We start from the raw sequence: 22,900 nt of genomic DNA on the forward strand, positions 1-22,900 counted from the left end.
GGGTTTTTGTTTTGAGACAGCAAGCCAGCGTCGCAGGCTGCGAGCCGCAGACGACTTGAACGCGAGCTTTGGAGCAGTCACGGGCGTCAATGCCCTGATGCTGGACGTCCAAAATAGAAGAGCCCGCGGGATCGCTCCCGCGGGTTCGGTTCTGGATTTCGGGCCCGGAAGGGCCGAGCGGCCTCAGCCGTGCGCGAGCACGGCCAGCAGCAGCAGGGCGACGATGTTGGTGATCTTGATAGCCGGATTGACTGCCGGACCGGCGGTGTCCTTGTAGGGATCGCCGACCGTGTCGCCGGTCACCGAGGCCTTGTGCGCCTCGGAACCCTTGAGGTGCTTGACGCCGTTCTTGTCGGTGAAGCCGTCCTCGAACGATTTTTTTGCGTTGTCCCAGGCGCCGCCGCCAGAGGTCATCGAGATGGCGACGAACAGGCCGTTGACGATGACGCCGAGCAGCGAGGCGCCAAGTGCTGCAAAGGCGGACGCCTTCGAGCCCGAGATCAGCAGCACGCCGAAATAGACGACCAGCGGCGCCAGCACCGGCAGCAGCGACGGTATGATCATTTCCCGGATCGCCGCCTTGGTCAGAAGATCGACCGCACGCGCATAGTTCGGCTTCGACGTGCCGGCCATGATGCCCGGATCCTCGCGGAACTGCTTTCGCACCTCCTCGACGATGGCGCCCGCCGCACGGCCGACGGCGGTCATGGCGATGCCGCCGAACAGATACGGAATCAGACCGCCGAAGATCAGACCGGCGACGACGTAAGGGTTGGAGAGGTCGAAAGAGACGTCGCCCATGCCCTGGAAGTAAGGATATTTGTCGCTGTTGGCGGCAAAGAACTTCAGGTCGTTGGAGTAGGCCGCAAACAGCACCAGCGCACCGAGACCGGCCGAACCGATGGCGTAACCCTTGGTCACCGCCTTGGTGGTGTTGCCGACGGCGTCGAGCGCATCGGTGGACTGGCGCACTTCCTTGGGCAAGCCGGCCATTTCGGCAATGCCGCCGGCATTGTCGGTGACCGGGCCGAAGGCGTCGAGCGCAACGATCATGCCGGCAAGGCCGAGCATCGTGGTGACTGCGATCGCCGTGCCGTAGAGGCCGGCGAACTGGTAGGTCGATATGATGCCGCCGACGATGACGATCGCCGGAAGTGCCGTCGATTCCAGCGAGACCGCAAGACCCTGGATGACGTTGGTGCCGTGACCGGTGACCGAAGCCTGGGCGATGGAGTTCACCGGGCGTTTGTCGGTGCCGGTGTAGTATTCGGTGATCACCACGATGAGACCGGTCACCACGAGACCGATCAGGCCGCAGATGAACAGGTTCGCGCCGGTGATGGCCATGCCGTCGACCGTGCCGATTTCGCCCCAGCCCAGCGTTGCCGAGGTTGCGATGCCGAGGCCGACGATCGACAGCAGGCCGGTGACGATCAGGCCCTTGTAGAGCGCGCCCATGATCGAGCCGTTGGAGCCGAGCTTGACGAAGAAAGTGCCGACGATGGAGGTCAGGATGCAGGCACCGCAGATGGCCAGCGGATAGAGCATCGTGGCGCTGAGAACGGCGGTGCCGCCGAAGAAGATGGCGGCGAGGACCATGGTGGCGACCACGGTCACCGCATAGGTCTCGAACAGGTCGGCGGCCATGCCGGCGCAGTCGCCGACATTGTCGCCGACATTGTCGGCTATGGTGGCCGGATTGCGTGGATCGTCTTCGGGAATGCCGGCTTCGACCTTGCCGACGAGATCGCCGCCGACGTCGGCGCCCTTGGTGAAGATGCCGCCGCCGAGACGGGCGAAGATCGAGATCAGCGAGGCGCCGAAGCCGAGCGAAACCAGCGAGTCGATGACGACACGGTCGTTGGGCTGAAGGCCCATGAATTGGGTGAGGATCAGGTAGTAGATCGAGACGCCGAGCAGGGCCAGGCCAGCGACCAGCATGCCGGTGATGGCGCCCGACTTGAAGGCGATCTCGAGGCCGGCAGCGAGGCTGTTGGAAGCCGCCTGCGCGGTGCGGACATTGGCACGCACCGAGACGTGCATGCCGATGAAGCCGGCAGCGCCCGACAGAACGGCGCCGATCAGGAAGCCGAAGGCGGCGGTGATCGAAAGCAGCCACCAGGCGAGCAGCAGGACCACGACGCCGACGATGGCGATGGTGGTGTACTGGCGCGCCAGATAGGCCTGCGCGCCTTCGCGGATAGCCGCGGAAATTTCCTGCATGCGTGCATTGCCCTGATCGGCCGCGAGGACCGAACGTGTCGCCCAGATGGCGTAAAGGACTGAAAGCAGACCGCAGGCGATGACAGCTGAAATTATGGTCATTGCCGGATTTTCCTCGCTTGATGACCCAAAAGAACCCCTCCCTGGGCCGTTGAGACAGGGGAGCGGATTCCGCGCGCGGAATCCGCTCCCTTCCCATCGGCTTATGCGAAACAGGGTTGCGAACGTCAAGATATTGTTCGGTTTTTGCCCGGCTTTCGCCCAAAAGACTCTCGGCAGAGCCGCTCTTTCACTCAGAACCCGGCCGGGTCATGGAAATCGCTGTTTGGAATCCATTTCCGCCGAGATGGGCGAACGCGATATCTAAGCTCTGAGCTGTCGGCTACGCGGTCTCCTGCCCCATGCGGCGTGCGGTGTAGCGCTCGATAGCCGACAGCCCGTCATAGATCAGCACGGCAAGGGCTGCGACGATCAGGCCCCCCTGCAGGACGAAGGCGAGGTTGTTGGACAACAGACCGGCGATGATCACCTCGCCGAGCGTCCTGGCCGCCACGGTCGAGCCGATCGTCGCGGTGGCGAGACTGATGACCACCGACAGCCGGATACCGCCGAGAATGATCGGCGCGCTGAGCGGCAGCTCGACCTTGACCAGCCTTTGCCAGCCGGTCATGCCGGCGCCGCGCGCCGCCTCGACCACGTTGGCCGGAAGCGTCGTCAGCCCGGTCAGCGCGTTCTCGAAGATCGGCAGCAGGCCGTAGAGAAACAGCGCGATCAGCGTCGGCTTTTCGCCGAAGCCGACAGCCGGCACGGCCAGCGCCAGGACCGCCACCGGCGGAAAGGTCTGGCCGATATTGACCAGGCTGCGCGACAGCGGCAGGAATTCGACGCCGGCCGGCCTGGTGACCAGGATGGCGAGCGCCACGGCAACGATGGTCGCGGCCACGGTAGCGATCAGCACGGTTCTCAGATGCAGCAGCGTCAGCGTCAAAAGGCTGCCCTGGTTATAGATCGCCGGCGCGTTGTTCTCGGTCAGCGGCTTCAGCAGCGGTTCGAACCAGCCGGGATTGGTCACGAAGGCAATGAGCAGCACCACCAGGACAAGCCTGAGCAGTGATGGAAGCCAAGCTTTTACACCGGCCTCTTTCATGCCGGTCTCGCCGCGCGTTTCACCAGCCCCTCCACCGTCACGCGGCCGAGCGGCTTGCCGTCCGCGTCCTTTACCGGCAGCGCCGGGCGGCCCGACCACAACAGTTCGGCCAGCGCATCGCGCTGGCTTGCGCCGCCGGGAATCGCCTCGCCTTCGGCAGCGCCCGTCTCGACCGCGTCGCGCACGCGGCCGAGCGACAGCAGCCTGAACGGTTTTTCGCTGGCGCCGACCAGGGTCTCGACGAAGGCGCTGGCCGGCTTCGCCAGGATCTCGGCGGGCTTGGCGTATTGCACCAGCTTGCCGGCATCCATCACCGCGATCTTGTCGCCCATATGCACCGCCTCCTCCATGTCATGGGTGACGAGGATGATAGTGGTGCCGAAGCGCTTCTGGATCGCCAGAAGATCCTCCTGCGCCTTGTTGCGGATGATCGGGTCGAGCGCGCCGAACGGCTCGTCCATCAACAGCACGTTCGGCTCCGCGGCAAGCGCCCGGGCGACGCCGACGCGCTGCTGCTGGCCGCCAGAGAGCTCGTGCGGATAGCGTGGCCCGAACGCCTGGGGATCGAGCTGGTAGAGCGTCATCAACTCGTCGACGCGGCGCTTGATGCGCGCCGCGTCCCAGCCGAGCAGCACCGGCACGGTGGCAATGTTCTGCGCCACCGTGCGATGCGGAAACAGCCCATGGCCCTGGATGGCGTAGCCAATGCTGCGGCGCAGTTCGTAGCCGGGCAGCGAGCGGTTGTCGGCGCCGTCGAGCCTGATCACGCCGGAGGTCGGCTCGACCAGCCGGTTGATCATGCGAAGCAGCGTCGTCTTGCCGGAGCCTGAGGTGCCGACAATGACAGCGATGGTGCGCGGCTCGATCACCATCGACACGTCGTCGACTACCGTTGTCGCGCCATAGCGCTTGGTAATGCCTTCGATCTCGATCATGCCGATTGTGCCTCGCGTCTCCTGGTGGAGGTGATTTCGATCACCGCGTCGAGGATGATGGCGGCAGCAAAGGCCATAGCCACCGTTGGCACGGCGCCGAGCAGCACCAGGTCCATCGCCGTCTGGCCAACGCCCTGGAACACGAACACGCCGAAGCCACCGCCGCCGATCAGCGCGGCAATGGTGGCAAGGCCGATGTTCTGGACCAGCACGATGCGGATGCCGGTGAGGATCACCGGGAAGGCCAGCGGAAATTCGACGCCGAACAGGCGCTGGCGATCGGTCATGCCCATGCCGCGTGCGGCGTCATTGGCGGCGCGCGGCACGCCGGCAAGCCCGACCACGGTGTTGGCCACCACCGGCAGCAGCGAATACAGGAACAGGGCAACGAAAGCGGGCGCGGTGCCGATGCCGCGAATGCCGAGCGCGGCTGCGCCGGGAACATGCGTGGCGACCCAGCCGAGCGGCGCGATCAACAGGCCGAACAGCGCGATCGAGGGAATGGTCTGGATGATGTTCAGCACGTTGAGCACGCCGGCCCGCAATTTTTCGACGCGGTGGCAGAGGATGCCGAGCGGCAGGCCTGATATCACCGCCGCCGCCAGCGAACCCAGCGCCAGCGTCACATGCTTGGAGCCTTCCGCCCAGAAACTGTCGGCACGGTTGGCATATTCCTTGAGGATCGACAGGCTGTTCCAGCTTCCCGAGACCAGCAGCAGGCCGATCGCCGCTGCCGCGACGACAAGCACGCCGATCCGCGCCCATGGCGACAGGTTGAGCCTCGTCAGCACATCAACGAGCAAAAGCGTAAAGGCGAAGATGAGCAACCAGAAACCCGAAGCCGGCGAGATGCGGGCAAAGGTGTTGCCCTCAGGCGTCAGGAAGCTGCCGGCGACGCCGATCAGCAGCGCCAGTGCAGCAAGCGCGACCACGCTGGCGGCAAGGCGCAGGATGAGTGGCGTTTTCAGCAATGCGACGACCGCCGCGACGACGATGACCGCAAGCAGCAGCGGGCCTGCCGCCGCAGGCAGAGCTTCGAGGATCGAGCGTGCCTCGCCTGGCACGATGCGATTGGCGCGAAAGGTGGCGAAGGGCGCCGCGAAAGCGGCATAGGCAACGATCGCAGCGATGACCACACCGAGCTTGTCGAATCTGACGGTCATGACGTGCCTGTGCGATGGCGGCGACTTGAGGATCTGACGTCAGGACCGTCGCGCTCCGTCGCGCCCCCCTCTGGCCTGCCGGCCATCTCCCCCCTCAAGGGGGGAGATTGGCAGCATCAGCGCCGGTACACACCTTGCACAGCTGAAAGGTGGCGAAAGCCGTCGGGACATCTGATCTCCCCCCTTGAGGGGGAGATGGCCGGCAGGCCAGAGGGGGGCGCCGCGCACCGATGTCACGATTTCAGGAACGGCCTACTTCAAAAACCCGTTCTTCTTCAAAAAGTCTTCGGCGACGCCCTTGACCGGCTCGCCGCCGACCTGGAGGCGGCCGTTCAGTTCCTGCAGGGTGACGAGGTCGAGCTTGGCGAAGACCGGCTTCAGCAGCGTCTCGATTGCGGGATGCTCCTTCAGCACCGCCTCGCGGATGATCGGCGCCGGCTGGTAGACCGGCTGCACGCCCTTGTCGTCTTCGAGCACGACCAGGCCGGACGGCGCGATGCCGCCGTCGGTGCCGTAGACCATGGCGGCATTGGCGCCGTTGGTCTGGTTCGCCGCAGCGGCGATGGTCGCCGCCGTATCGCCGCCGGAGAGCGTGATCAGCTGGTCCGGCTTCAGCGTGAAGCCATAGGTGGTCTGGAAGGCCGGCAGTGCGGCGGCCGAATTGACGAATTCGGCCGAGGCCGCCAGCACCACCTGGCCGCCGCCGGAGACATATTTGCCGAAGTCGGACAGCGTCGCCAGCTTGTTGGTCTCGGCGACATCCTTGCGCAGCGCGATCGCCCAGGTGTTGTTGGCCGGCGACGGCGACAGCCAGACGATCTTGTTGGCGTCGTAGTCGAGCTTCTTGGCCGTTTCATAGCCCTTGGCGGCATCCTTCCACACCGGATCGTCGGCCTTCTCGAAGAAGAAGGCGGCATTGCCGGTGTATTCCGGATAGATGTCGATCTCGCCGGCGGTGATCGCCTTGCGCACCACAGGAGTGCCGCCGAGCTGCATGCGGTCGGTGGTCTGGATGTTGTTGGCGTTCAGCACCAGCTGGATGATGTTGCCGAGCACGCCGCCTTCGGTGTCGATCTTCGACGACACCACCACCTGAGCGTTCGCCGAGGCTGCGGTGATGCCGAGCGCCAGTGCTGCGCCGGCCAGAAACTTGACTGAAAACATTTCACAAATCCCTTGCTGAGAACCGGACTACGGCTGCCGCATATGAGCATGGCTTCAATGCCCCGTCGGGGCACACGGTTTCATAAGAAGGGTGATGGGGGCAATAATTTTGTTCGGATGCGGGTGGATCCGCGGCTGTCTGATCCCGACAGCGTCATGTCACTACAGCGCCGCGCGTCCGTTTGAACGCGCAAAGGACGCTGTAGCACTTTGATTTTTCGCATGATCCTTTCCGAACCTTCGGTTCGGGGTCATGCGCCGGTCGGCCGCGCGCTCGTCATCTTCAGCACGCCCAGCGCCATGAAGCACAGCACCGTCACCGGGAAGATGATCCAGTTCAGCATCTCCCAACCCCAGGCATTGTAGACCGCGCCCGACATCAGCGAGGCGAAAGCGACGGAGCCGAACAGGACGAAGTCGTGAAAACCCTGGACCTTGCTCTTTTCGGATGGCCGGTAGCTGTCGGCGACCATGGCGGTAGCGCCGATGAAACCGAAATTCCAGCCGAGGCCGAGCAGAATCAGCGCCGTCCAGAACTGCCACAGGGCCAGGCCCGACAGCGCCACCACGGCGCAGCCGACGAGCAACACAAGGCCGGTTGCGACGATCCGTTCGGCGCCGAAGCGATAGATCAGCGAGCCGGTGAAGAAACTCGGCGCGAACATCGCCATGACATGCCAGGAAATACCAAGCGTGGCGTCGTCCGTCGACAGGCCGCAGCCGACCATGGCGAGCGGTGCGCCGGTCATGACGAAGCTCATCAGCGCATAGCTGCCGACGGCACAGAACAGCGCTGCCACGAAGCGCGGCCTGGTCACGATCTCGGAGAGCGGCCGTGCGTCGCTGTCGGTGATATCCGCTTTGCCGGCTGCCTTGGCCGGGATGCGCAGGAGCGACAGGATGGCAGCGCCGACCGCCGCCAACACCAGGATCGACGCGAACGAGCCGGCAAACATCACCGGGGCAAACAGTTCGCGGGTGAAGATAACGATCTGCGGCCCAAGGATGGCCGTGACGATGCCGCCGGCCAGCACGAAGGAGATGGCGCGCGCCTTGAATTCAGACGGCGCGTTGTCGGCGGCGGCGAAGCGGAATTGCTGGACGAAGGCACCGCCGATGCCGATCACCAGCAGGCCGAAGGCGAACAGCCAAAAGCTGGCCTGGAACAGCGCCAGCGTGGCGATCAGACCACCGAGCGCAGTGACGATCGTGCCAGTCATGAAGCCGTCACGCTGGCCGAGCCGGCGGATGATGGCGGCGGCCGGCAAGGCGCCGAGCGCCACGCCGACGTTGAAGCCGGTGATCGGTGCGGTCGCCAGCGACTTGTCGGAGCCGAGCAGATAATGTCCGGCCAACCCACCCACGGAAATGGCGATGGGTGCGGCCGAACCGATGATCGCCTGCGAAGCGGCAAGGATGAGCGCCGTGCGGCGCGCTTCCCTGCCAGCCTCGGCGATAGCGACGGCTGTCATAAAGCGTCCTTGCCGCGCCCCTCGCCGCGCACCCGGCGCGACACGCGATCGAGCACCGCGTTGACCAGCTTCGGCTCGTCTTCTTCGTAAAACGCCTTGGCGATATCGACATATTCCGAAACGATGACAGCCACCGGCACGTCCTCTCGCTTCATCAGTTCGTAGACGCCGGCGCGCAATATGGCGCGCAGCGTCGAATCGAGCCTGGACAACGGCCAGTCCTCGGTCAGCGCCTGGCGGATGATCGGATCGATGGTCTTCTGGTTCTCGACGACGCCGGCGAGTATGGCGCGGAACCATTGTGCGTCGGCCTCGCGATAGAGCGCGCCGTCGACTTCCTTGCCGAGCCTGAACGCCTCGTATTCGGCGGTGATCTCGAAGACGCCGCTGCCGGCCACATCCATCTGGTAGAGCGCCTGCACGGCGGCCAGACGGGCAGCACCGCGCTTGTTGGCGTGGCGCACCGAGGGCTGGCCGGGTGATGCGGGTTCGCTCACGATCGCTCCCCCAACTGTTGCTTGAGGGCAATCATAGTCAGCGCCGCACGCGCCGCAAAGCCGCCCTTGTCGCCTTCCGAACGCCTGGCCCGCGTCCAGGCCTGCTCGTCGTTTTCGGTGGTCAGGATGCCGTTGCCGATGCAGACCGCTTCCTGCACGGATAGGTCCATCAGGGCACGGCTGGATTCATTGGCGACGATGTCGAAATGATAGGTGTCACCGCGCACGACGGTGCCGAGGGCGACAAAACCGTCATAGCTTGGCCCGCCTTCGGCGGCACCGTCGAGCGCGAAGGAAATCACCGCGGGAATTTCGAGTGAGCCCGGAACGGTGACGACATCGTATGTAGCGCCCGCTTCCTCGAGCGCGCTTGTCGCGCCTTCGAGCAGCGCGTCGGCAAGGTCGTCATGGAAGCGTGCCTCGATGACAAGAAGGTGGGCCTTCTTCTTCGGGCGAATGAACGCTTTGCCGTGTTGGGATGTGCCAGCCATAGATGTCTCCGGGATCGCCGGTGACTTAGGCCGAAGCCGGTTTGATCGCAAGCAGAAGATTGGCGGAGACGAGCCAGGCTTATCGCATCTTTGGGCGAGGTGCGGAGTGGGGGCAGTCAGCACCGATGCTTTCAGTCCACACAAGAACGGCCTCGTGATCCACCACACGGCCGTCATCCACGTCGGCCAAGGCTTCGCGCGTCAGCCGCTCTTCCTGTTTGGAATCCCTGCTTTCCATCAAAGTCCCTTCCTCATTTGAACAGCTCAGCGATATCAGCCATCGGCCGGAACAGCTTCATTGGCTGATCTGGGAACGGCAGAAAGCTCTCGCGTTGATAGAAGCGGCGTGCGTCTTCGCCTTTGGCATCGACTATAACAGCGAACGAGGCAATCTCGCTTCTGACGCACCGGGACAGTGCATCGGCCAAGAGATAGCGACCATGGCCTTGTCCCCGATATCGCCGATCAACGGCGAGACGACCAAGCAGCGTCGCTGGAATGAGGGGGTAGCGAGGAAGCTTGCGGATGGTCTGGGCGGGCCACTCGCCAATATCCACGGCAGTCGCCGACAACGTGTAGTAGCCGGCGATGGCTCCGTCCGGCAGGACAAGAACAAACGGTGCCGCGATGTTCTTGCGCGCGTCCTGTCCAGCCTGCATTCGGAAATATCGATCGAGCGGCTCTACGTCGCTCTCGAACGAAGTCCTTTCGTGATGTGGGCCAAGCACCTCAACCCGAAGAGAATCCTCGTTGGAGGCGCTCACTCGTCAGGTGCCGGTGGCCTGACGATACCGACGCACGGTATCGCGCAAACGATCGTTTACCGGCTGCGGATTGATTAGGGCATCGACGAAGGCCCGGCTGTCGCGGACAGACAAATCGAGACGCTGATGCTCCTCGATGGTCCTGCGGGCGGCTTCTTGCACACTGGTCAGCACGAAATCCGTCACCGTCCGGCCCTGCAGGGCCGCAGCATGTTCAATTAGGCTTTTCTGGTCGGCCGTAACGCGCGTCTCCAAACGCTCGCCACGGACACGGCCGCGAGGTGGGTGTGCATGTGCTGTCATCGTCATTCTCCAGCCGACAATGTACGGCCAATGGCCGGAAACTTCAAGGCTGTTGCCTCAAAGCCCCTCTTTCGCCGCCTCAACCAGGCGCGCCGCGTAGCGGGCCATGGTGTCGATCTCAAGGTTGACCCGGTCGCCGACCTGGCGTTCGCCCCAGGTGGTCACCGTCAGCGAGTGATGGATCAGCAGCACGTCGAAGCGCGAGCCTTCGACCTTGTTGACGGTGAGGGAGGTGCCGTCGAGTGCGACGGAGCCCTTGGGTGCGATGAATTTGGCCAGGTCGCGCGGCGCTTCCAGCGTGAAGCGCACGGCGTCACCTTCCTCCTTGCGCGCCACGATCTCGGCCGTGCCGTCGACATGGCCTGAAACGATGTGCCCACCGAGTTCGTCGCCGATCTTCAGCGCCCGCTCCAGATTGATCCTCGTGCCGGATTTCCAGCCCATCGCTGTGGTCAGCCTGAGCGCTTCTTCCCAGGCCTCGACTTCGAACCAGCGCGCATTGGCGCCGCTTTCCGGCAGCGCCGTGACCGTCAGGCAGACGCCGCCACAAGAAATCGAAGCACCGATGGCGATGGTCTGCGGGTCATAGGCGGTGTCGATGCGCAGGCCGACGCCCTCTCTCAGCGGCTTCACGGCAGCGACGGTGCCGACATCGGTGACAATCCCGGTAAACATCAGATCCTGTCTTCTTGTTTGGCCATGATCTTTTCCGAAAACCGGTTCCCACTTTTCGGGATCATGGCCTAGAAATCCCTTATCCACTCGGCGTAGCTGTCTTCGCCGAAACGCATGTCGCGCAATTTGCGAAATCCTGCCGGGATATGGTCGGCGTCGATGGGCGATGCAATGCCGCTCTTGCCGATCGGCTTCTGCCCCTGGAACAGCACGATGCGGTCGACCAGCCCTTCGGCGAGGAAGGCTTTGGCCACCTTGGCGCCGCCCTCGACCAGCACGCTGGCCATACCGAGCGCGGCCAGGTCCTCGAGCAGTTCCGGCAGCGCAATATCGCCCTCATACGTCTCGGTGCCGATGAAGCGCACGCCGGCATGTTCGAGCGCGGCCCGCCGGTACGGGTCGGCTTCGGCGCAGGCGGCGACATAGAGCGGAACCCGCTCGACGCCGGCGACCAGTTTCGACGTTTCCGGCAGCCTGATCTGGCGGTCGAGCACGATGCGCGCCGGCGAACGGTTTTCCAGCCCCGGCAACCGCACCGTCAGCGCCGGATCGTCCTCCAGCGCCGTGCCGATGCCGATCAATATGCCGTCGGCTTCGGCCCGCATCATATAGACTTCGCGCCGGGCGACGTCGCCGGTGATCGAGACCTGCCCCTCGCCTTCCATGCCGATCTTGCCATCGCTGGAAAGTGCAAGTTTCAGGATCACTTCCGGACGCTTTTTCAGAGATCGAATGAGATAGCCGGCCATCTGCTCGGCGGCTTCTGCCAGCAGCACCTTTTCGACCACTTCGACACCGGCGGCACGCAGGATCGCATAGCCGTTGCCGGACACGCGTGGATCGGGGTCGCTCGCAGCCCCAACCACCCGCGCGACGCCGGCATTGAGCAGTGCATTGGCGCAAGGCGGCGTGCGGCCATGGTGGGCGCAGGGCTCCAGTGTGACATAGGCGGTGGCGCCGCGTGCGAGCTCGCCGGCCTCGGCCAGCGCCTCGGTCTCGGCATGCGGTCGGCCGCCGACAGCGGTGACACCAGTGCCGACAATCATCGGTCCGGTGCCGTCGTCACGCACGATCAGCGTGCCGACGGAAGGGTTGGTCGAGGTTCGCCCGGCATTTTTCCGCGACAGCCTGAGTGCTGCCGCCATGAAGCGGCGATCAAGAACTTCTTGTTCGGCTTGGCTGCGCCTTGCCATGCTCAGCCGGCGTCCTCTTCCTTGAGCTCGTCACCCTTCAGTTCGCCCAGCACGTCGTGGAAATCCTTGGCCTCGCGGAAATTGCGGTAGACCGAAGCGAAGCGGACATAAGCGACGTCGTCGAGCGATTTCAGCGCCTCCATCACCAGGCGGCCGACCTCGCCCGAGGCGACTTCGGTCTCGCCCGAGCTTTCGAGCTGGCGCACGATGCCGGTCACCGCCCGGTCGATACGCTCGGGATCGACATTGCGCTTGCGCACGGCGATCTCGACCGAGCGCAGCAGCTTGTCGCGGTCGAACGGCACCTTGCGTCCGGATTTCTTCACTACGACGAGGTCGCGCAACTGCACGCGTTCGAAGGTGGTGAAGCGGCCGCCGCAATCGGGGCAGACGCGCCGCCTGCGGATCGCCGCGCCATCTTCGGCGGGGCGCGAATCCTTCACCTGCGTATCTTCGGACTGGCAGTAGGGACAGCGCATGGACAGCCTTGTGTTCGCGATTCTCGTGGAGCGAAAGGCTTAGAGGTTTTTGCCGGGATGGCAAAGCACCGGGGGTGGTCTCTCGCGCCTCAGAGATAGCGAGGCGCGAGAAAAATTGCCAGCATCATACCAGACGGCAACACCGGCCGATTACGGAGCGACGTCACCGGTCGGGAACCCACATGACACGCCGAGGCTGCGATAGGCCTTGGTGAAGCCGTCCATCGATACGGTCGCGACCGGAATGTCGGCGAAGATCACATCGAGTACGCTGGCGCGGCGCATGGCACGCAGCAGCGCCAGGCTGATCTCGGGCTTGTTGTTCAACATCCATTTTCCGCCGGCACCCGCCATGGCATTGACGGTCGCCTTGACCTTGCTGTTGCTGTCGCCGAACACCGCCGGAATGTTCTCGCCAGTCGGCAAGTCCTTGTTTTTCATGGCGATGACGAGGGTCGGATAGCCATTAGGCGGCAGTGCATCACCGTTCGAGATGGCGAGGGTGAGGGTGCCGCTAGTACCGCTCGCGTCGAGAAAGGCGGTCGAGGCGACGCAGGTCTTGCGCAGATCCTCGCCGGTATCGATCTCGTCCACAGTGGTGGACCACATGCCGAAGGTTTCCGTCTTCGGTGCGGCTGGGATGGGCGCAGACTGTGCCAAGGCGGCGGACAGCGGCAAGGCGGTCAATGTCGCCACTACGCCAAGCGCGCAAAACCCAGCGACACGGAAAATCTGCATCATCGTCAAGCCTCCTGTCCGGACTCGGTCCCCACTGCAACAGTGCTTCTCGTGCGGCCGATAACGGATGACACTTTGCGTAAGCTCAACCGAGATAGGGATAGAGCGGAAAACGATCCGTCAGCGCGGCCACCTTCGCCTTCACCGCGGCCTCGACGGCTGCATTGCCCTCGTCCGAATTCGCGGCCTTGAGCCCGTCCAGCACCTCGGCGATCAGCTTGCCGATCTCGCGGAACTCGGCCTGGCCGAAGCCGCGCGTGGTGCCGGCCGGCGTGCCGAGGCGCACGCCCGAGGTGACGAACGGCTTTTCGGGATCGAACGGGATGCCGTTCTTGTTGCAGGTGATGTTGGCGCGGCCAAGCGCTGCCTCGGCGCGCTTGCCGGTGGCGTTCTTCGGGCGCAGGTCGACCAGCATCAGATGGTTGTCGGTGCCGCCGGAGACGATGTCGAGACCGGTTTCCTGCAGGCTGGAGGCCAGCACCCTGGCATTGGCAACAACGCTCTCTGCATATGTCTTGAAGCTTGGCTTCAGCGCTTCGCCCAGGGCCACAGCCTTTGCGGCGATGACATGCATCAGCGGGCCACCCTGCAGGCCCGGAAACACCGCCGAGTTCATCTTCTTGGCGATGTCCTCGTCGTTGCACAGGATCATGCCGCCACGCGGGCCACGCAGCGACTTGTGCGTGGTGGTGGTAACCACATGGGCATATGGCAGCGGCGACGGATGCACGCCACCGGCGACCAGGCCGGCGATATGGGCCATGTCGACCATCAGATAGGCGCCGATCGAGTCGGCGATTTCGCGAAAACGCTTCCAGTCCCAGACCCGCGAATAGGCGGTGCCGCCGGCCAGGATCAGCTTCGGCTTGGTCTCGTGGGCGGTCTTCTCGATCGCATCCATGTCGAGCAGATGATCGTCCCTGCGCACGCCGTAGGAAACGACCTTGAACCATTTGCCGCTCATGTTGACCGGCGAACCGTGCGTCAGGTGGCCACCGGAATTGAGGTCGAGCCCCATGAAGGTGTCGCCGGGCTGCAGCAGCGCCAGGAACACCGCCTGGTTCATCTGGCTGCCGGAATTCGGCTGAACGTTGGCGAAGTTACAGCCGAACAGCTTTTTCGCACGCTCGATGGCCAGGTCCTCGGCCACGTCGACGAACTGGCAGCCGCCATAGTAGCGCTTGCCCGGATAGCCCTCGGCGTATTTGTTGGTCATGATCGAGCCCTGCGCTTCCAGCACGGCGCGGGAGACGATGTTTTCCGATGCGATAAGCTCGATCTCGTGGCGCTGGCGGCCGAGTTCGTTGCGGATCGCGCCGAAAATCTCCGGATCCGCATCGGCAAGCGTGGTTTCGAAGAAGGATTCGAATTTGTTCGACACTGCCGCTGCTGTTGCCATGCTTGAGATCCTTGTCGTCCGGGGGGTCTGCCGCGCCATTAACACAGTTGCTTTCGCCCCGCCACGTTTGCAGCGCGAAATTTGCTGGTCGGATTGCGGCAGCGAGGCGAAGAGCCCACCTATTTCCTTGCCTGTCGACGCTTCAGCAAGGCCTCCGCAAGCGTAATTTCAGTAAGCAGCGCCTGCATGGTGTGATCGTTGATCTCACGGCTGCGAAACATGGCGCGCACGGCCGCGCGCTCGGCCTCGACGCCGGCGAGCCTCATTTCGAGCTCCAGCCGTCCGGCTTCGCGGGCTTCAGTGCGCGCTTCGTCAGCCTCGTCGGAGGCGGCGATGCGGCGGCGGTAACCGGCGACAATGCTGTCGGCCGCGGCGAGCCGGGTGCCGGGCACCTCGCCTTCGTCCCCGTCTTCGGCTTCGGCGATGCTCTCGATGCGGGCGATGGCCGCCTTGGCCGCGCCGACACGAGCCAGGCGCTCCTCGGCAGCGCCGGCATCCTCGCCCGGCTCGACCAGCCCGCGCGCTATCCGGGGCAGCGCGAGGCTGGCGATGGCGAGCGAACAGATGATGACGCCGGCCGCCAGGAAGATCACCTCGTCGCGCGCCGGAAAGGGCGAACCGTCCGGCATGGCGAGCGGCAGCGACAGGATGCCGGCCAGCGTTATGGCGCCGCGCACGCCGGCCACCGAGCCGGCGAGGAGAATACGCAGTCCGAACGGCTCGGCCTTGCGCTTGCGCATTCGCGCTACGACACGGGCCGTAGTGTCGCCAATCCAGATCCAGACAAAGCGCAGCGCAATCAGGCACAGCGTCAGCGCCAACACCGTCAGGATCGGCTGGATGACCGGATAGCGGCCGCTGAGTTCGGGCGGCACGTTGCCGATGATGTCGGGGAACTGCAGGCCGAGCAGGATGAAGAGAGCACCGTTGAAAACGAAGGACAGCGTCGTCCACAGCGACATCGTCTGGATACGCGCCGAAACGCCGAGGAAGCGGAAAATTCCGGAGCCGCCGGTCAGCACGCCGGCGGTGACCGCAGCCAGGATACCCGAAGCCCCGACATGCTCCGCGCCGAGATGGGCGACGAAGGGCAGCAGAATCATGACCAGCACCTGCGCCTCGGCCGGCACGCCGCCGATGCGATTCAGCAATTGCAGCGCCTTGGCGGCAACGAACAATGCCACCACGCCGGCCAGGATGCCGACTGCCACGGCGTAGAGGAAAGTCAGAGATGCCGCGGCGAAGGAAAAGCTGCCGGTCAACACTGCCGCCACCGCGAAACGGAACATGACCAGCCCCGACGCATCGTTGAGCAGCGACTCGCCTTCCAGAATGTGCATCAGCCGCGCCGGAACCACATTCTTGTCGACGATCGAGGACACGGCCACTGCGTCGGTCGGCGACAGCACCGCGGCAAGCGCGAAAGCGACAACGAGCGGAACGCTCGGCACCAGCCAGTGCAAGGCGTAGCCGAAGCCGACGATGGTGAAGAAGACCAGCCCAATGGCAAGGTCCAGTATCGGCCCGCGCAGCGCCACCAGTTCGCGCTTCGGCGCGCCATAGGCATCGCTGAACAGCAGCGGCGGAATGAACACCAGCAGGAAAAGCTCGGGATCGATCTCGACATGGATGCCGCGCATCGGCCAGGCGAGTACGGCACCTATGGCAATCTGCAGCACCGGCAAAGGCACCCGCACCAGCCGGACCAGCGCGCCGGAAACGGCGACGAAGACGAGCACGATCAGGATGAAGATGGCGACTTGCATGGCCCTGCAACGGCGCTTTCCGGACCCGGCGCAAAGCGTGACCTCCAGCCGGATGCAAAAAGGCCGCCCTCACCGGCGGCCCTTTCAGTAAAAAGATCAGTCGCTTAGAGCGCGGAGGTGATCTGCAGCTCGTTGGCTCCGTCGAGCCCGTAGATGTCGTCGCGGAACTGCACGACGCCAGGCCCCGTCGACCAGGCCGAGATGTAGAGGAAAAAGACCGGCACCGGATTGGTGACCTGCACCGGGATGTTCTCGCCGCTCTTGATCGCCGCCTCGAAATGCTGGCGGCTCCAGCCCGGCGTGTCGCGCAGGATCCAGGTGACGAGGTCGCGTACGTTCTGGACGCGCACGCAGCCCGAGGAATCGAAGCGCATCATCTTGCCGAACAGGCTTTGTTGCGGCGTGTCGTGCATGTAGACGCCGTCCGGGCTCGGGAAATTGATCTTGACCGAAGCCATCGCATTGCCGGCGCCCGGATCCTGGCGGAAGCGGTATTTCTCCGCGTCGTCGGTCGACCAGTCGACGGTCAGCGGATCGACCTCGCTGCCGTCCGGTGCGAACAGACGGATGTTGCTGTCCTTGAGATAGTTGGGGTCCTTCCGCATCAGCGGAATGATGTCCTTGCGCACGATCGAGACTGGCGCGTTCCAATAGGGATTGACGATGATCTCGTTGATCTTGGAATCGACGATCGGAGTCTGGCGGTCGATCTTGCCGACAACGGCGGTGTGGCGCAGCACGACGCGGTCGTTCTCGACCGCCTCAATCTGGGCGCCCGGGATGTCGACCAATACATAACGGTTGCCCAGCGTGCCGGCGCGCTCGTGCAGCCGCTGCAGATTGGTCTGTAGCTGGCCAAGCCGGACCTGCGCCGAAACATTCATCGCCGCATACGAATATTGGCCCAGTGTCCCGTCGGAAGGCAGGCCATGGCGCGCCTGGAAGCGCTTGACCGCCGCATCGACATAGGAATCGAAGGCCTCTGAAAGGCCGGCGCTCTGCGCCAGGTCGCCCGAAATCATCAAGCGCCTGCGCAATGGCACCACGTCGGGATCGATGACGCCGAGCTGCAATTTCTTGGTGTCCGGGACCGGCTCCCAGCCGCCCTGCGCGACAATATTCTGATACTGCGCGATCGCCTGCTCGGTGTACGCAACGGTCTGCAGGCTGACGATCGGCAGCGTCGAGGCCACCTTGCCGCCCTGGCTGGCGCGGGCGTCGAACTGGTCGTCCCAGTTGCCGCGGCCCGAGGATTTCAGGATATCCGCGATCACGTCCTGCGCGCTGGCGCCACCGGCAATCATCGTCGCGGCCAACGCGGAGGCTCCGGAAAGGAAGAAACGGCGACTGGTTCTCATGTACGCTCCAGATATTCCTGTAACAATTTTTTCACCGGGCGATCGCGCCCGCACTCTAGGGTTGGCATCCTTAACAATTAGCCAACCATGGCCCCCATTGCTTCTGTGCGAGAACGCGCCGGGCGCGACGCGCGTTCAGAGAGACGGTTGGCAGGGAGACGGTTGGCTCTCGCCGCAACATCACCCGCATTCTCGCTTTCACCGGGAATATGGCGGCAACGTGACCCTGACCGCGATTTGGATCGGCTGGCGTGACGAAACGGAAAGACCGGTGCTTTTCGGCACCGGTCTTTAGGTCGCTCCCCGGCCGCGCTTCTGTGGCGCGGTTCCCCTTCATGTCGGGGATTTGCTTACATCCGATAAGCGATGGTGTCGTTCCAGAAGCGGTCGAGGCGCTGCAGGGCGCGGTTCATCTGCTTGAATTCTTCCGTGTTGATGCCGCCGACCTGCTCGATCGAGCCGACATGGCGCTCATAGAGGCCGGCGACGACTTCCGCCACCTCACTGCCCTTCGGCGTCAGCGAGACCCGCACCGAACGGCGGTCGATGCGCGAGCGCTGGTGGTTGATGAAGCCGAGATCGACCAGCTTCTTCAGATTGTAGGAGACGTTCGAGCCGAGATAGTAGCCGCGCGAGCGCAGTTCGCCGGCCGTCAGCTCCGAATTGCCGATGTTGAAGAGCAGCAGCGCCTGGATGGCGTTGATGTCGGAACGGCCGTTGCGGTCGAATTCGTCCTTGATCACGTCAAGCAGACGGCGGTGCAGGCGCTCCACCAGTTGCAGCGACTCCATGTACAGCGAACGGATCGCCTCGCGACGGTCATCGGATACATTGGCGGTCTTCGCCGCCGGACGGGAATTGATCATTGTCTTTGCCTCTCGTTTGTCGCCTGGTGATTTTTTGTTTTTCACCTTGATCGCGACACTATCGAATACTCATAAAATTCGACTTAAACGCTAGGGCTAACAAGAGCTTACCTGTAATAGGTTTCGAAAGAGGCTTAACGAAGGGTCACCCGAACAAGGATGATTAACCTAAAGATTTAGCCAATGATTCCGGGCGGAAATTTGCCCGTCCAACCGGGCGCGCGGCTATTCTTGTCGAGCATCGGTCCGATGCTCTATTGCCGGGCCTGACGCTTCTGCATCCAGATCGCCACGCGAAAGACGATATAGAGCAGCGCCACCGCCGCATGCGAGGCGACGATCAGCGGCCGGTGACCGAAGAGCTCGGGAAAGCCGGCATACATGATGGTCTCGGTCGCAGCGCAGATGAACCAGATCACCGGCCCCCAGGAGGCCAGCATCCACAGACCGGCGGCGGCGAAGGGGAAGAAGACGGCGAGCGTCACCGCCGCCACCTGCCAATGCACCGGCATCAGGTCGAAGCGCCACAAAGGACCGGGGTAGAAGCCGATCAGCCGGATCCAGTACAAAATCCCGAACAACAGGCAGTAGGCTGATACGACGCGCTGGAACCAGGCGAAGATGACCTCGACCGTCGAGGGCTGGAGCACGACGCGTCTCGACGTGACTTCGCTCACAGTTCGAGTTCCCGTTCGCCGAGCGGAGCGAAATAGGCATCGACGTCGGCAGCGCCTACGTCGTCGATGCCTGCCGGCCGCCATTGCGGCGTTGAGCCCTTGTCGATGATGGCGGCGCGGATGCCTTCGTAGAAATCGTGGCCGGCAAGCATGCGGTTGAGGATACGGAATTCCATCCGCATGCACTCGTCCATCGACAGCGTCAGCCCGGCGCTGATCTCGCGCCAGGCGACATGCAGGCTGGTCGGCGAGCGGGTGCGGATCGTCGCCAGCGTCTTTGCCGCGAAGGCGTCGGTTGGTGCGGCGCGCTCCAGGCTGCCGATGACGTCACCCAGCGACGGTTGTGCGAAATGGCGGGCGATCGCTTCCAGCGTCGGACTGTCCGTCTCGCGCCGGGCCGGGATGGAAAAGCCGCGCAGCGCCGATTCCGGGTCGCCGCTCGCCACCAGCCGGTCGAGAAAACCGGCCTGGTCCTGCGCCTTGATCGTGTGCGTCGCCAGGCCCGACCACAAGGCGTCGCCATAACGGATGCGGTTGCCGGTCAGGGCCAGATACATGCCGAAGCTGCCGCCAAGGTTCGGCAGGAGATGACTGGCGCCGACATCCGGGAAAAAGCCGATGCCGACTTCCGGCATGGCGAACTGGGCGTTCTCGGTCAGCACCCGATGCGAGCCGTGGAACGAGATGCCGACGCCGCCGCCCATGACGATGCCGTCGATCAGCGCGACATAGGGTTTTTCGAACGGCGCGATGCGGGCGTTCAGCCGGTATTCGTCGGCGAAGAAATCGACCGGCGGCTTTCCGGCCCGGCCGGCCTCATAAATGTGGAGGATATCGCCGCCGGCCGAAAACGCCCTGCCCTCGGCCTTGACGACGACAACATCGACGCCGTCGTCGCGCTCCCAGGCGCGCAGCGCCTTGTCGAGCGCGTTGACCATGCGATGGTTGACGGCATTGAGCGCCTGCGGCCGCGTCAGCGTGACGATGCCGGCCCTGCCCGATCGTTCGAAGCGGATCTCGTTGCCGCCGCCAAAATCCATCGCCTAAGAATCCCTCCCCGCGCCGCCGGGACTGAAGTGCTAAAGCGTGGCGCATGGCTGCGTCAATGCCAAGGGCAATCCTGCCGCCTTGGCCACCGCCGGCGGCCGATGCTAGAACGGACCATCTTGATGACGGGCTTTCAAACCGGACGTTGAGCCATGCTTGGATTTTCGCGTCTTGCCCTATTGGCGATCGGCCTGATGGTATGCGCGACCGCTCGTCCCGCATTGGCCGCGGACGACCTCTATCGCGCGAAGACCATCGTCACCGGCGAGGGAGAAGAAAACCGCCGGATCGGCTTCAAGGCCTGCCTGGATGCGGTTCTGGTCAGGGTCTCCGGCGATCAGCGGCTGCCGAAAAAGCCTGAAATGGCGGCGCTGCGCGACAAGGCCGGCAGCTTCGTTGCCGAGTTCCGCTACCGCGACCGGATGGAAGGCATTCCGATTCACGACGAGCAAGGCACGCATGACCGGCCGCACGATCTTACCTGCCTCTACAGGCCTGGTGTGATCGACCCGGTACTGGCCTCGCTCGGCAGCAAGCCGTGGCTTGCCGAGCGGCCGCGGCTGGCGATCTTTCTCGCAACGGAGCGAGGTACCAGGCATTTCGCGCTGGCCGCCGACGATGAGCGCGGCGCACCGATGCGCGAATCGTTCGTGAATGCTGCCGACCCGCTGGCGATGCGGATCGCATTTCCCAAGGCGTCGCTGCTCTCAGAATCCGGGCTGGACGACAAGGCGCTGCACGAGACGGATATGGCGGCTCTGGACAAGGCCGCCAAACAGGCCGGCGCCGACCAGGCGCTTGCCGGCAGCATCGTCTGGAGCGACAAGGAATTGGGCTGGATCGCCGACTGGCGGCTGGCCACGGGCGGCAGGACCTACAGCTGGCAGGTGCGCGGCGTCAGCTTCGACGAGGCGTTCCGCGTCGCCATGCGGGGAGCGGCGCAGGTCCTGTCCGGCAACGGTCAGCCATAGGTATGCCGAGTTTCAGGTGATGCCGGCCTGCAAACGGCGGTTTCCTGCGCTTCCAGTACTCGCGTACCTAAACGTACGCTCCGTTCCGGTTCTCGGAACCCACCTGTTTGGTCGCTTCGCGCCCGTCTTCGACTCCGGCTCGGCTTGACCTGAAACTCGGCATACCCCCTCCCTTACGACGCTGGCACAATCGTGCCGCATTGGTCAGCGGCGGGGGCTCGTGGTAAAAGCCACCCGATCCGGAGTTTTGGCGATGAACAAATTCACCCCAGCAAAGCCTGCCGGCGCGCGCAGCGTCGACGAGATCACCGGCAGCCGCCGTTTGCGCCGCATGCGCAAGGCCGATTGGTCGCGCCGCCTCGTCCAGGAGAACCGGCTCTCCGTCGACGACCTGATCTGGCCTATCTTCGTCGTCGACGGGAAAAACATCCGCGAGCCGATCGCCGCCATGCCCGGCGTCTTCCGCCTGTCGCTCGACCTTGCCGTCAAGGAGGCCGAGCGCGCGGCAAAGCTCGGCATTCCGGCGATCGCCACCTTCCCCAATGTCGAGCTCGGCCTGCGCGACCAGACCGGTTCGCACATCCTCGATCCGGAAAACGTCATCAACCGCGCCACGCGCGCCATCAAGCACGCGGTGCCCGAGATCGGCATCATCACCGACGCGGCGCTCGATCCCTTCACCTCGCACGGCCACGACGGCATCTTGCGTGACGGCATCATCGTCAACGACCAGACCGTGGAGCAGGTCACGGCGGCTGCCGTCATCCAGGCCGCGGCCGGCGCCGATATCATTGCCCCGTCCGACATGATGGATGGCCGCATCGGCGCCATCCGCGATGCGCTCGACGCCAATGGTTTTCAGGATGTGGCGATCATGTCCTACGCTACGAAATTCGCTTCCGCCTTCTATGGACCTTATCGCGAGGCGGTCGGCACCGCCGGGCTGCTCAAGGGCGACAAGAAGACCTATTATCTCGACCACGCCAATTCCGATGAGGCCGTGCGCGAGGCCGAGCAGGACCTCGCCGAGGGCGCCGACATGCTGATGGTCAAGCCCGGCCTGCCCTATCTCGACATCATCCGCAGGCTGAAGGACGAATTCCGGATGCCGACCTTCGCCTATCAGGTGTCGGGCGAATATTCGATGATCAAGGCGGCTGCCGCCAATGGCTGGATCGACGGCGACAAGGCGATGCTGGAATCGCTGCTCGCCTTCAAGCGCGCCGGCTGCGACGGCATCCTCACCTATTTCGCGCCCGAAGTGGCGGCGATGCTGAAGGGATGATGCGCATCTGTAGCGCCTAGATCGGGTAACATTCCTTCGTCCAAAGCGCGACATGGCCGCCGCAGGGCAATTGCTTCAGGTTTGCGCTGCCCCTCATTGCCCTGCCGGGCCCCGGTATAGTGACGGGGAGAAAGACGCCTTCGCAAAGGATTTTGCCAATCTCCAACGTTGCAGAAAGCGAGCCGAAGTTGCGACCAGCCCCCCTCGCCCCGTCACTATACGGGGAGAAGGTGCCGGCAGGCGGATGAGGGGCGGCGCCGACATCGACAATTGCTCATTCCAACACG

23 protein-coding genes are annotated in these 22,900 nt (G+C 64.0%); 2 read left to right on the forward strand and 21 right to left on the reverse strand.

Annotation, left to right across the window (positions count from 1 at the left end):
* Nucleotides 1-183: 183 nt before the first annotated feature.
* The 21 genes from IHQ72_RS24480 to IHQ72_RS24575 all read right to left on the reverse strand — a co-directional run bounded on the left by IHQ72_RS24480 (nt 184) and on the right by IHQ72_RS24575 (nt 20,350).
* The gene (locus tag IHQ72_RS24480) at nt 184-2,325 is read right to left on the reverse strand and encodes a sodium-translocating pyrophosphatase (RefSeq protein ID WP_258117793.1); all 2,142 of its coding nucleotides are present in this window, start codon (nt 2,323-2,325) and stop codon (nt 184-186) included.
* Between the two features lie 280 nt (nt 2,326-2,605).
* Nucleotides 2,606-3,370, reverse strand: coding sequence for an ABC transporter permease (locus IHQ72_RS24485; protein WP_258117794.1), 765 nt, complete (start codon nt 3,368-3,370; stop codon nt 2,606-2,608).
* Nucleotides 3,367-4,305, reverse strand: a complete 939-nt coding sequence (locus tag IHQ72_RS24490; protein ID WP_258117796.1) for an ABC transporter ATP-binding protein — start codon at nt 4,303-4,305, stop codon at nt 3,367-3,369. The genes IHQ72_RS24485 and IHQ72_RS24490 overlap by 4 nt, the downstream gene beginning before the upstream one ends.
* Nucleotides 4,302-5,468 (reverse strand): ABC transporter permease, encoded by a 1,167-nt coding sequence (locus tag IHQ72_RS24495; protein WP_258117797.1) that lies wholly within the window; start codon nt 5,466-5,468, stop codon nt 4,302-4,304. The genes IHQ72_RS24490 and IHQ72_RS24495 overlap by 4 nt, the downstream gene beginning before the upstream one ends.
* A gap of 252 nt (nt 5,469-5,720) precedes the next feature.
* Nucleotides 5,721-6,632: a glycine betaine ABC transporter substrate-binding protein OsmF gene (osmF, locus tag IHQ72_RS24500; RefSeq protein WP_258117798.1), complete on the reverse strand. Its 912-nt coding sequence runs from the start codon at nt 6,630-6,632 to the stop codon at nt 5,721-5,723.
* Between the two features lie 251 nt (nt 6,633-6,883).
* The gene (locus tag IHQ72_RS24505; protein WP_258117799.1) at nt 6,884-8,104 is read right to left on the reverse strand and encodes an MFS transporter; all 1,221 of its coding nucleotides are present in this window, start codon (nt 8,102-8,104) and stop codon (nt 6,884-6,886) included.
* Nucleotides 8,101-8,601 carry a transcription antitermination factor NusB gene (gene nusB / locus IHQ72_RS24510; RefSeq protein ID WP_258117800.1) on the reverse strand — a complete coding sequence of 167 codons (501 nt, stop codon included), beginning with the start codon at nt 8,599-8,601 and terminating at the stop codon, nt 8,101-8,103. The genes IHQ72_RS24505 and nusB overlap by 4 nt, the downstream gene beginning before the upstream one ends.
* Nucleotides 8,598-9,092 carry a 6,7-dimethyl-8-ribityllumazine synthase gene (gene ribH, locus IHQ72_RS24515; protein WP_258117801.1) on the reverse strand — a complete coding sequence of 165 codons (495 nt, stop codon included), beginning with the start codon at nt 9,090-9,092 and terminating at the stop codon, nt 8,598-8,600. The genes nusB and ribH overlap by 4 nt, the downstream gene beginning before the upstream one ends.
* Nucleotides 9,093-9,171: 79 nt before the next feature.
* On the reverse strand, nt 9,172-9,330 hold the full coding sequence (locus tag IHQ72_RS37520; protein ID WP_502572793.1) for a hypothetical protein: 159 nt from the start codon (nt 9,328-9,330) through the stop codon (nt 9,172-9,174).
* Between the two features lie 13 nt (nt 9,331-9,343).
* Nucleotides 9,344-9,856 (reverse strand): GNAT family N-acetyltransferase, encoded by a 513-nt coding sequence (locus tag IHQ72_RS24520; protein ID WP_123147543.1) that lies wholly within the window; start codon nt 9,854-9,856, stop codon nt 9,344-9,346.
* A 3-nt stretch (nt 9,857-9,859) separates the two neighbouring features.
* Nucleotides 9,860-10,165, reverse strand: coding sequence for a type II toxin-antitoxin system TacA family antitoxin (locus IHQ72_RS24525; RefSeq protein ID WP_374120279.1), 306 nt, complete (start codon nt 10,163-10,165; stop codon nt 9,860-9,862).
* Between the two features lie 51 nt (nt 10,166-10,216).
* Complete coding sequence (locus IHQ72_RS24530) at nt 10,217-10,834, reverse strand: riboflavin synthase (RefSeq protein ID WP_258117802.1); 618 nt, start codon at nt 10,832-10,834, stop codon at nt 10,217-10,219.
* 68 nt (nt 10,835-10,902) lie between these two features.
* Nucleotides 10,903-12,027, reverse strand: coding sequence for a bifunctional diaminohydroxyphosphoribosylaminopyrimidine deaminase/5-amino-6-(5-phosphoribosylamino)uracil reductase RibD (gene ribD / locus IHQ72_RS24535; RefSeq protein WP_258117803.1), 1,125 nt, complete (start codon nt 12,025-12,027; stop codon nt 10,903-10,905).
* Between the two features lie 2 nt (nt 12,028-12,029).
* A complete protein-coding gene (nrdR, locus tag IHQ72_RS24540; RefSeq protein ID WP_023798407.1) occupies nt 12,030-12,506 on the reverse strand; it encodes a transcriptional regulator NrdR in 477 nt (158 codons plus the stop codon).
* A gap of 150 nt (nt 12,507-12,656) precedes the next feature.
* Nucleotides 12,657-13,247, reverse strand: coding sequence for a hypothetical protein (locus tag IHQ72_RS24545; RefSeq protein WP_258117819.1), 591 nt, complete (start codon nt 13,245-13,247; stop codon nt 12,657-12,659).
* Between the two features lie 82 nt (nt 13,248-13,329).
* A complete protein-coding gene (glyA, locus tag IHQ72_RS24550; protein WP_258117820.1) occupies nt 13,330-14,643 on the reverse strand; it encodes a serine hydroxymethyltransferase in 1,314 nt (437 codons plus the stop codon).
* A 119-nt stretch (nt 14,644-14,762) separates the two neighbouring features.
* A complete protein-coding gene (locus IHQ72_RS24555) occupies nt 14,763-16,409 on the reverse strand; it encodes a Na+/H+ antiporter (protein ID WP_258117822.1) in 1,647 nt (548 codons plus the stop codon).
* A 104-nt stretch (nt 16,410-16,513) separates the two neighbouring features.
* On the reverse strand, nt 16,514-17,767 hold the full coding sequence (locus tag IHQ72_RS24560) for a L,D-transpeptidase family protein (protein WP_258117823.1): 1,254 nt from the start codon (nt 17,765-17,767) through the stop codon (nt 16,514-16,516).
* Between the two features lie 350 nt (nt 17,768-18,117).
* Nucleotides 18,118-18,633, reverse strand: coding sequence for a transcriptional regulator LdtR (ldtR, locus tag IHQ72_RS24565; RefSeq protein ID WP_027154640.1), 516 nt, complete (start codon nt 18,631-18,633; stop codon nt 18,118-18,120).
* Between the two features lie 254 nt (nt 18,634-18,887).
* Nucleotides 18,888-19,310, reverse strand: coding sequence for a DUF6163 family protein (locus tag IHQ72_RS24570; RefSeq protein WP_258117829.1), 423 nt, complete (start codon nt 19,308-19,310; stop codon nt 18,888-18,890).
* On the reverse strand, nt 19,307-20,350 hold the full coding sequence (locus IHQ72_RS24575) for an enoyl-CoA hydratase/isomerase family protein (RefSeq protein WP_258117831.1): 1,044 nt from the start codon (nt 20,348-20,350) through the stop codon (nt 19,307-19,309). Before IHQ72_RS24575 ends, IHQ72_RS24570 begins: the two co-directional genes overlap by 4 nt.
* 159 nt (nt 20,351-20,509) lie before the next feature.
* Here IHQ72_RS24575 and IHQ72_RS24580 point away from each other — a divergent pair, with 159 nt between their 5' ends.
* Both IHQ72_RS24580 and hemB read left to right on the forward strand, forming a co-directional pair.
* Nucleotides 20,510-21,328: a DUF8605 domain-containing protein gene (locus IHQ72_RS24580; RefSeq protein WP_258117833.1), complete on the forward strand. Its 819-nt coding sequence runs from the start codon at nt 20,510-20,512 to the stop codon at nt 21,326-21,328.
* A gap of 253 nt (nt 21,329-21,581) precedes the next feature.
* On the forward strand, nt 21,582-22,613 hold the full coding sequence (gene hemB / locus IHQ72_RS24585) for a porphobilinogen synthase (RefSeq protein WP_258117835.1): 1,032 nt from the start codon (nt 21,582-21,584) through the stop codon (nt 22,611-22,613).
* The last annotated feature ends 287 nt before the right edge of the window (nt 22,614-22,900 follow it).

Origin of the sequence: Mesorhizobium onobrychidis, assembly GCF_024707545.1 — a bacterium.
GTDB lineage: Bacteria > Pseudomonadota > Alphaproteobacteria > Rhizobiales > Rhizobiaceae > Mesorhizobium > Mesorhizobium onobrychidis.

Coding starts and splice junctions, on each gene's coding strand:
- IHQ72_RS24480 (WP_258117793.1), bottom strand. CDS start 2,325: ATGACCATAATTTCAGCTGTCATCGCCTGCGGTCTGCTTTCAGTCCTT.
- IHQ72_RS24485 (WP_258117794.1), bottom strand. CDS start 3,370: ATGAAAGAGGCCGGTGTAAAAGCTTGGCTTCCATCACTGCTCAGGCTT.
- IHQ72_RS24490 (WP_258117796.1), bottom strand. CDS start 4,305: ATGATCGAGATCGAAGGCATTACCAAGCGCTATGGCGCGACAACGGTA.
- IHQ72_RS24495 (WP_258117797.1), bottom strand. CDS start 5,468: ATGACCGTCAGATTCGACAAGCTCGGTGTGGTCATCGCTGCGATCGTT.
- osmF (WP_258117798.1), bottom strand. CDS start 6,632: ATGTTTTCAGTCAAGTTTCTGGCCGGCGCAGCACTGGCGCTCGGCATC.
- IHQ72_RS24505 (WP_258117799.1), bottom strand. CDS start 8,104: ATGACAGCCGTCGCTATCGCCGAGGCTGGCAGGGAAGCGCGCCGCACG.
- ribH (WP_258117801.1), bottom strand. CDS start 9,092: ATGGCTGGCACATCCCAACACGGCAAAGCGTTCATTCGCCCGAAGAAG.
- IHQ72_RS37520 (WP_502572793.1), bottom strand. CDS start 9,330: ATGGAAAGCAGGGATTCCAAACAGGAAGAGCGGCTGACGCGCGAAGCC.
- IHQ72_RS24525 (WP_374120279.1), bottom strand. CDS start 10,165: ATGACGATGACAGCACATGCACACCCACCTCGCGGCCGTGTCCGTGGC.
- IHQ72_RS24530 (WP_258117802.1), bottom strand. CDS start 10,834: ATGTTTACCGGGATTGTCACCGATGTCGGCACCGTCGCTGCCGTGAAG.
- ribD (WP_258117803.1), bottom strand. CDS start 12,027: ATGGCAAGGCGCAGCCAAGCCGAACAAGAAGTTCTTGATCGCCGCTTC.
- nrdR (WP_023798407.1), bottom strand. CDS start 12,506: ATGCGCTGTCCCTACTGCCAGTCCGAAGATACGCAGGTGAAGGATTCG.
- IHQ72_RS24545 (WP_258117819.1), bottom strand. CDS start 13,247: ATGATGCAGATTTTCCGTGTCGCTGGGTTTTGCGCGCTTGGCGTAGTG.
- glyA (WP_258117820.1), bottom strand. CDS start 14,643: ATGGCAACAGCAGCGGCAGTGTCGAACAAATTCGAATCCTTCTTCGAA.
- IHQ72_RS24555 (WP_258117822.1), bottom strand. CDS start 16,409: ATGCAAGTCGCCATCTTCATCCTGATCGTGCTCGTCTTCGTCGCCGTT.
- IHQ72_RS24560 (WP_258117823.1), bottom strand. CDS start 17,767: ATGAGAACCAGTCGCCGTTTCTTCCTTTCCGGAGCCTCCGCGTTGGCC.
- ldtR (WP_027154640.1), bottom strand. CDS start 18,633: ATGATCAATTCCCGTCCGGCGGCGAAGACCGCCAATGTATCCGATGAC.
- IHQ72_RS24575 (WP_258117831.1), bottom strand. CDS start 20,350: ATGGATTTTGGCGGCGGCAACGAGATCCGCTTCGAACGATCGGGCAGG.
- IHQ72_RS24580 (WP_258117833.1), top strand. CDS start 20,510: ATGCTTGGATTTTCGCGTCTTGCCCTATTGGCGATCGGCCTGATGGTA.
- hemB (WP_258117835.1), top strand. CDS start 21,582: ATGAACAAATTCACCCCAGCAAAGCCTGCCGGCGCGCGCAGCGTCGAC.